Annotated in this window: 7 protein-coding genes; 2 read left to right on the forward strand and 5 right to left on the reverse strand. The window is 59.3% G+C overall.

Annotated features, from left to right (window positions below; genetic code table 11):
* Window positions 1-236 (reverse strand): helix-turn-helix transcriptional regulator (locus tag DD606_RS23180; RefSeq protein WP_139158341.1); only part of this gene is annotated, 236 nt, incomplete at its 3' end.
* A gap of 107 nt (window positions 237-343) precedes the next feature.
* Between DD606_RS23180 and DD606_RS23185 the strand changes: the two genes are divergently transcribed.
* The gene (locus DD606_RS23185) at window positions 344-1,780 is read left to right on the forward strand and encodes an MFS transporter (RefSeq protein ID WP_058652746.1); all 1,437 of its coding nucleotides are present in this window, start codon (window positions 344-346) and stop codon (window positions 1,778-1,780) included.
* A 67-nt stretch (window positions 1,781-1,847) separates the two neighbouring features.
* A complete protein-coding gene (locus DD606_RS23190) occupies window positions 1,848-3,092 on the forward strand; it encodes a mechanosensitive ion channel family protein (protein ID WP_003858888.1) in 1,245 nt (414 codons plus the stop codon).
* On the opposite strand, the gene DD606_RS23195 is transcribed toward DD606_RS23190, so the two are convergent.
* The 4 genes from DD606_RS23195 to DD606_RS23210 all read right to left on the reverse strand — a co-directional run.
* A complete protein-coding gene (locus DD606_RS23195) occupies window positions 3,093-4,064 on the reverse strand; it encodes a LacI family DNA-binding transcriptional regulator (protein WP_129259223.1) in 972 nt (323 codons plus the stop codon). It lies immediately after the preceding gene.
* 75 nt (window positions 4,065-4,139) lie between these two features.
* The gene (locus tag DD606_RS23200; RefSeq protein WP_129259225.1) at window positions 4,140-5,282 is read right to left on the reverse strand and encodes a Gfo/Idh/MocA family protein; all 1,143 of its coding nucleotides are present in this window, start codon (window positions 5,280-5,282) and stop codon (window positions 4,140-4,142) included.
* The gene (locus tag DD606_RS23205) at window positions 5,275-6,300 is read right to left on the reverse strand and encodes a sugar phosphate isomerase/epimerase (RefSeq protein WP_045896327.1); all 1,026 of its coding nucleotides are present in this window, start codon (window positions 6,298-6,300) and stop codon (window positions 5,275-5,277) included. Before DD606_RS23205 ends, DD606_RS23200 begins: the two co-directional genes overlap by 8 nt.
* A 15-nt stretch (window positions 6,301-6,315) precedes the next feature.
* Window positions 6,316-7,039 (reverse strand): MFS transporter (locus tag DD606_RS23210; RefSeq protein WP_129259227.1); only part of this gene is annotated, 724 nt, incomplete at its 5' end.

Below are 7,039 nucleotides of genomic sequence, written 5' to 3' on the forward strand. Positions count from 1 at the left end.
ACCGCGCTGGACGGATTGACGTCCCGGCCCTGTTCCAGCCAGGTGTACCAGGTCACGCCGACATCCGCGAGCATCGCCACCTCTTCCCGGCGCAGGCCCGGCGTGCGGCGGCGGCCGCTGCGCGGTAAGCCGAGGCGCTGCGGATCGAGGCTTTCGCGCCGGGCACGCAAAAACGCGCCCAGCTGCTTGCGGGTGTCATCCTGGAGAGAGGTGACAGGTTCAGACATCAGCGCCATAACATCTCCTGCATGGTAGTGCCAGTACCAGTATAAGTAAGAACTGGTACCCGTTTATCAGATGATTGATGCTACGACTCTACGCTGTTTGACGCAATGGAGTCACCATGAATACGTCAGTTGTTTCACCGGGTCGTGCGGGCCTGATATTGCTGTTAACCGGCCAGATGCTGCCGTTGATTGATACCTCAATCACCAACGTGGCGCTGGATTCCATCACCCATTCGTTACACGCCACCGCCACCGAACTGGAGCTGATCGTCGCCCTCTACGGCGTGGCCTTTGCCGTCTGCCTGGCACCCGGCAGCAAGCTGGGCGATAACCTTGGCCGCCGTCGCCTGTTTATGTGGGGCGTGGCGTGTTTTGGCCTGGCCTCACTGCTGTGCGGCATGGCGGGCAATATCGAACAGTTGCTTGGCGCGCGCATTATTCAGGGTGCGGGCGCCGCGCTGATCATGCCGCAAATTCTCGCGACGTTGCATGTGACGTTAAAAGGAACGGCACACGCCAAAGCGATCAGTCTGTTCGGCGGTATCGGCGGAATTGCGTTTATCGTCGGCCAGATGGGTGGCGGCTGGCTGGTGTCGGCGGACATCGCCGGGCTTGGCTGGCGTAACGCCTTCTTTATCAACGTGCCGATTTGTCTGGTGGTGCTGGCGTTGAGCCGTCGCTACGTACCGGAAACCCGCCGCGACACGCCGTCGCGCATTGACTGGACCGGGACTGTCCTGCTGACGGCAATACTGTGCTGTCTGCTGTTCCCGATGGCGCTCGGCCCGCAGTGGCACTGGTCGTGGCCGCTGAAGGCCGCACTGCTGGCGATTGTGCCGCTGGTCTGTGTAATGGTGCTGAACGCGCGCAAAAAAGAGCGTGAGAATGCCCACCCGCTCATCGCGCCGCGCCTGTTGCAGCTGCGCAGCATCCGCTTTGGCGTGCTAATCGGGATACTCTTTTTCAGCGTCTGGTCCGGGTTCATGTTCTGTATGGCGCTGACCATGCAAAGCGGTCTGGGGATGGCGCCGTGGCAGTCCGGGAACAGCTTTATCGCGCTTGGCGTCACCTATTTTATTTCTGCCTGGTTCGCCCCACGCCTGATTGCCCGCTACAGCACCAGCGCCATCCTGCTGACCGGACTTGCGATTCAGCTTGTCGGTCTGGTGGCGTTGATCGCCACGTTCCGTCACTGGGGAATGCAGAATACCGCGCTGACGCTGGCCCCGGCCACCGGGCTGGTGGGTTACGGGCAGGCGCTGATTGTAAACAGCTTCTACCGTATCGGGATGCGTGATATTCAGCCTGACGACGCGGGGGCCGCGAGCGCGATTTTAAGCACGCTGCAACAGGCTGCGCTGGGGCTTGGCCCGGCCATTTTCGGCGCGATTTTGCTGCACGGGCTGCAAAATCATCACGGAGATTACACCCAGGCGGTCAATGTCTTCCTGATGGTGGAAACGGCCATGATGGTGGTGCTGGCGCTGGTCACGCTGCGTATGCGCCATCGTCTGTGTTTACCGGTCGTCAAGGCCTGTCCGGCGACAAAATAAAACTGCCTGAATTTGCATAATAGATCCGCAGCCGCCATTATGGGGCTGCATCAATACAGGAGACGTTATGCAGGAATTAATTGCTCAGGTTGAAGAGTTAGGGATTGAAATTAATCACACCACCTCTTTAGTGATTATCTTTGGTATTATTTTTCTTACGGCCATTATCGTTCATTTTATTCTGCACAAAGTGGTGCTGCGCGCATTCGAGAAACGCGCCCAGGCCAGCAGCCATTTATGGTTGCAAATCATTACGCAGAACAAGTTATTTCACCGTCTGGCGTTTACCCTGCAGGGGATAATCGTCAACGTTCAGGCGGTTCTGTGGCTGCAAAAAGGCAGCGAAGCGGCGGAATTACTTACCACCTGCGCGAAATTGTGGGTGATGGTTTATGCCCTGCTCTCCTTCTTCTCGTTGCTGGACGTGATTTTCAATCTGTCGCAGAAAATGGCCACCGCGTCACAGCTGCCGCTGAAGGGGATATTCCAGGGCATCAAGCTGGTGAGCGCCATTCTGGTGGGGATACTAATTATCTCCCTGCTGATCGGTCAGTCACCCGCCATTCTGATAAGCGGCCTGGGTGCGATGGCTGCCGTTCTGATGCTGGTCTTTAAAGACCCGATACTCGGCCTGGTGGCCGGTATTCAGCTCTCCGCCAACGACATGCTCAAGCTCGGCGACTGGCTGGAGATGCCGAAATACGGCGCCAACGGCACGGTGACCGACATCGGCCTGACCACTGTTAAAGTGCGCAACTTCGATAACACCATCACCACCATCCCGACCTGGGCGCTGGTGTCCGATGCGTTCATCAACTGGAGCGGCATGTCCGCCTCCGGTGGTCGCCGCATCAAGCGCAGCCTGAATATCGATACCACCAGCATTCATTTCCTCGACGAGCAGGAGCAGCAAAAACTGATTCAGGCGAAACTGCTGAAGCCGTATCTGGCGGCGCGTCATGAGGAAATTAACCTGTGGAATCAGCAGAACGGCGAAGGGGAATCGGTATTAAACCTGCGCAAGATGACCAATATCGGCACCTTCCGTGCCTACCTGAATGAATATCTGCGTAACCACCCGCGTATTCGTAAAGATATGACGCTGATGGTGCGCCAGCTCGCGCCGGATGCCAACGGGCTGCCGATTGAAATATACGCCTTCACCAACACGGTGGTCTGGGCGGAATATGAGGAAATTCAGGCCGACATCTTCGACCATATTTTCGCGGTGGTGGATGAATTTGGTCTGCGTATTCACCAATCGCCAACCGGAAACGATATTCGCTCGCTGGCTGGCGTCATCGCCAGATAATCAGGTGCTGGCGCGGGAAATAAAGCGCCAGTCCATCATGACCCTCTCCGTGGGCGCATCCGGGTTGTCGATCTTATTTAACAGCAAATTGACTGCCTTGCGCCCGATATCCCGCGACGGTTGTTCAATGGTGGTGAGAGAAACCATCTCCGCCAGCTCGGTGCCGTCAAAGCCGACCACGGCAATATCCTCCGGCACCCGAAGACCTGCCTGCTGAATGGCGCGCAGCGCCCCCGCCGCCAGCGTATCGGAAACGGCAAACACCGCATCCGGCGGGTTTGCTTTTAGCAGGTTTTGCATCGCCGCCATGCCCGCCCCGGAGCTGAGCTCACTGGCGTACTCCACCTCCTGATAGTCCAGATCCCGCAGGTGTATGACGCTCTTATAGCCGCGTTCGCGCAGGCGGGCATATTTGTAGCTGAGATCGTGGTTGATCATCGCGATACGCTTGCGGCCGCCGTCGGCCAGCTGGCTGACGGCATGCTGTGAAGCGTCCACATCATTGATGCCGACGCAGGAGACCGCGCCCGCATCGGCATATTCGGCGCACTGCACCCACGGTGCAGAACCAATCAGCGCGGCAAGTTCCGGCAGCTTCGAGAAGGCGTCCATGGTGATAATGCCGTCGACGATTTTGCCGGAGAGCAGGCTTAAGCCCGAGCGGGAGCGCTCAATATCCGAGCCGGAGTTGCACAGCAGAATGCGATAGCCGTTCTTTTCCGCCTCGGCTTCGATGCCCTTCACCACTTCGGCGCAGAACGGGTTGGCGATGTTCGAGACCATCACCAGGATCATATAGCTGCGGGCAGTGCGCAGCTGACGCGCCAGCAGATTGGGCTGGTAGTTACTCTCCTGGATCGCCTGCAAAACGCGCTCGCGGTTTTTCGCCTTTACGGTATCGCTGTTATTCAGTACGCGGGAGACCGTTGCCACGGATACCCCGGCCAGTTGAGCGATTTTCTGAATTGACATAGCGACGATACATCCTGCGGTTAGCGTTTTGTGCAGGCTACCATAAATTGATTGCCCGGCGAACCGGGCAATGCGTCAGTATTCCACGCGCACCCAGCGCTGCTGCTGATGACTTTTCACAATTGCATCAATGATATACATCACACTGGCGCCATCGTAAAAGGTGGCAAACTGCGGATTATCCGGCATCGCGCCCGCCTGCACGGCACGGTAAAACTGCGCCATCATATTTTTAAAGGCATCCGGCCACCCTTCAATGTGCCCGCCGGGGAAGTGGGCGCTGTCGGCCACGTCAGGGTTCATCAGGCCTGGATCGTCGGTGAGCGTCTGGTTTGCCCGGGCGCGATGGCCGATCCACAGCTGCTGCGGGATTTCCTGATCCCACGCCACCGACTGCTCGCTGCCGTTAATTTCAAAGGTCAGGCGGTTTTTTCGCCCCGCGCTCACCTGCGAGACGCTAAAGCTGCCCTTGCTGCCGTCGTCAAAACGGAACAGCACCGAGCCAAAATCTTCGGTGGTGACCGGTTTGACTTCATACTCCGCCTGCTCGTCATGGGAGAAGGTCTGGTGACCACCCGCGCTGGCCTTGCGCCTCGGCCAGACGATGGATAAATCAGCCATCACCTCGGTAATGCGCCGCCCGGTAACGAACTGCACCGTGTCGCACCAGTGGGAGCCGATATCCGCCACCGCGCGCGATGCGCCGCCGAGCGCGGCATCTACCCGCCAGTTGTAGTCGGTTTCCAGCAGCATCCAGTCCTGCAGATAGCTGCCGTGTGAGGCAAACAGCCGCCCGACGCTGCCCGCACGCATCATGCTCGCCGCCTGGCGCACCATCGCAAACTGGCGATAGACAAAGCTCACGCCGTGCACCGCTCCCGTCTGATCCGCCAGCGCCACCAGCTCGCGCGCCTCGTCCGGGGTCATGCACAGCGGCTTTTCGGAAAACACGTGCTTGCCCGCGCGCAGGATCTGGCGGTTAATCTCCGCGTGCAGGTGGTTAGGCGTGCAGTTGTGCACCACGTGCAGATCGCGGTGTGCGAGCAGCTCCTCAACGCTACCGTACGCGTGCGGTACGTTTAGCCGGCGCGCCTTTTCCTGCGCCTTAACGAGCGAGCCGTCGCACAGCGCGACCACCTGAACAAACCCAAGGCGCCTGAGCGCCTCGATATGTGCCGGGCCAATAAACCCGCTGCCGACGATCCCGACGTTAATCATGGCTGCCCCCTGCGGCGAAATCGTCAAACGCGCGCCCGGCAACCGGAATGATGTGGCGGCGGATAAATTCGCTGCCTTCACTCGCCCCGGTATCGCCATCCTTCAGGCAGCACTCCCACTCCAGCACCGCCCAGCCGTCATAGTCGTACTGGGTCAGCTTGCCGAAAATGCCTTTGAAGTCGATCTGCCCGTCGCCGGGCGAGCGGAAGCGTCCGGCGCGGTTGATCCACGGCTGGTAACCACCGTAGACGCCGCTGCGCCCGCTGGGGCGAAACTCGGCATCCTTCACGTGGAACGCTTTAATACGCGCATGGAAGATGTCGATAAAGGTCAGATAGTCCATCTGCTGAAGCAGCATATGGCTCGGGTCGTAGAGAATGTTGCAGCGCGGATGGTTGTCCACCAGCGCAAGAAAACGCTCGAAGGTGACGCCGTCGTGCAGATCTTCCCCCGGATGCAGCTCAAAGCAGACGTCCACGCCCTGCTCGTCGAAGGTATCCAGAATCGGCCGCCAGCGGGTCGCCAGCTCCTCGAACGCCTCCTGAAAGCGCTGCTCGTTATGCGGCGGCCACGGATAGAAAAACGGCCACGCCAGCGAGCCGGAGAAGGTGGCGTGTGCTTTCAGACCTAATCTTGCCGAGGCGACCGCCGCCTGTTTCAGCTTCTCCGTGGCCCACGCCCGGCGCGCCGCATCGTTACCGCGCACGGACGTGGGCGCGAAGTGATCAAACGCGTCGCTGTAAATCGGGTTTACCGCGACAAGCTGCCCTTCCAGATGGGTCGACAGTTCGCTGATAACCAGCCCGTGCGCGGCCAGCTTAGCGGTGATGTCATCGCAGTAGGCCTGGCTCTCAGCCGCTTTCTCGACGTCAAAAATATGCGGATGGTTGCAGGGGATCTGCACCGCTTTATAGCCCTTTGAAGCCGCCCACCCTGCAAGCCCGTCGAGCGTGTTGAACGGTGCTTCCTCGCCGATAAACTGCGAGAGAAAAATGCCGGGTCCTTTTATCGTCCTCATACCACCTCCTGAACATTACGCCTTGTCATCGTCATACTTAAACGTGAGAAGGAAAATCAGCGCGATCGCCGCGGCAGCCACCGCCGGGATCCACCAGAATGTCACCCACGCCTGCGGCACGGTCTGCCCGGCCACCAGGCGGTTATAGAGCGCGCCGGAAATCTGCGAGCCGAGCAGCATGCCGATGCCGTAGGTGAACATGACGATCATGCTCTGGGCCTGGCCTTTCACCTTTTCGCCCGCCACGCGGTCGGTGTAGATAAAGCCGACGACAAAGAAGAAATCGTAGCAGACGCCGTGCAGCAGGATGCCGAGATACAGCAGAATGCGCCCCTCCTCGCTGACGCCCAGTGCGAACATGGCGTAACGCACAAACCACGCCAGCATGCCGATCAGCAGCATGACCTTCACGCCCAGACGGCGGAACAGCAGCGGAATAACCAGCATGAAGACGATCTCGGACATCTGCCCGAAGGACATGGCGGTGCTGACGTCGGCAATTCCCGCATCCGCCAGATACGAGGCGGTGTAGGCGTAATAGGTGCCGAGCGGGACGGAGATCAGCATCGCGCAGACGGAGAAGACGAAAAAGTGGCGGGTTTTGAGCAGCGCAAAGGCATCCGCGCAGAAAAGATCGCGCACCTTCACCGGCAGGCCTTTCGCCGGAGCAGGCGTGTGCGGCAGCGTCAGGCTGTAAAGCGCCAGCAGCACGGAGCTGGCCGCCGCCACCTGGAAAATG

Source organism: Enterobacter cloacae complex sp. GF14B, assembly GCF_004136805.1.
In the GTDB taxonomy this organism is placed as follows: Bacteria; Pseudomonadota; Gammaproteobacteria; order Enterobacterales; family Enterobacteriaceae; genus Enterobacter; species Enterobacter hormaechei_C.

Bases quoted from the DNA above. Each gene is read 5' to 3' on its own strand.
- DD606_RS23185 (WP_058652746.1), top strand. From the start codon at position 344: ATGAATACGTCAGTTGTTTCACCGGGTCGTGCGGGCCTGATATTGCTG.
- DD606_RS23190 (WP_003858888.1), top strand. From the start codon at position 1,848: ATGCAGGAATTAATTGCTCAGGTTGAAGAGTTAGGGATTGAAATTAAT.
- DD606_RS23195 (WP_129259223.1), bottom strand. From the start codon at position 4,064: ATGTCAATTCAGAAAATCGCTCAACTGGCCGGGGTATCCGTGGCAACG.
- DD606_RS23200 (WP_129259225.1), bottom strand. From the start codon at position 5,282: ATGATTAACGTCGGGATCGTCGGCAGCGGGTTTATTGGCCCGGCACAT.
- DD606_RS23205 (WP_045896327.1), bottom strand. From the start codon at position 6,300: ATGAGGACGATAAAAGGACCCGGCATTTTTCTCTCGCAGTTTATCGGC.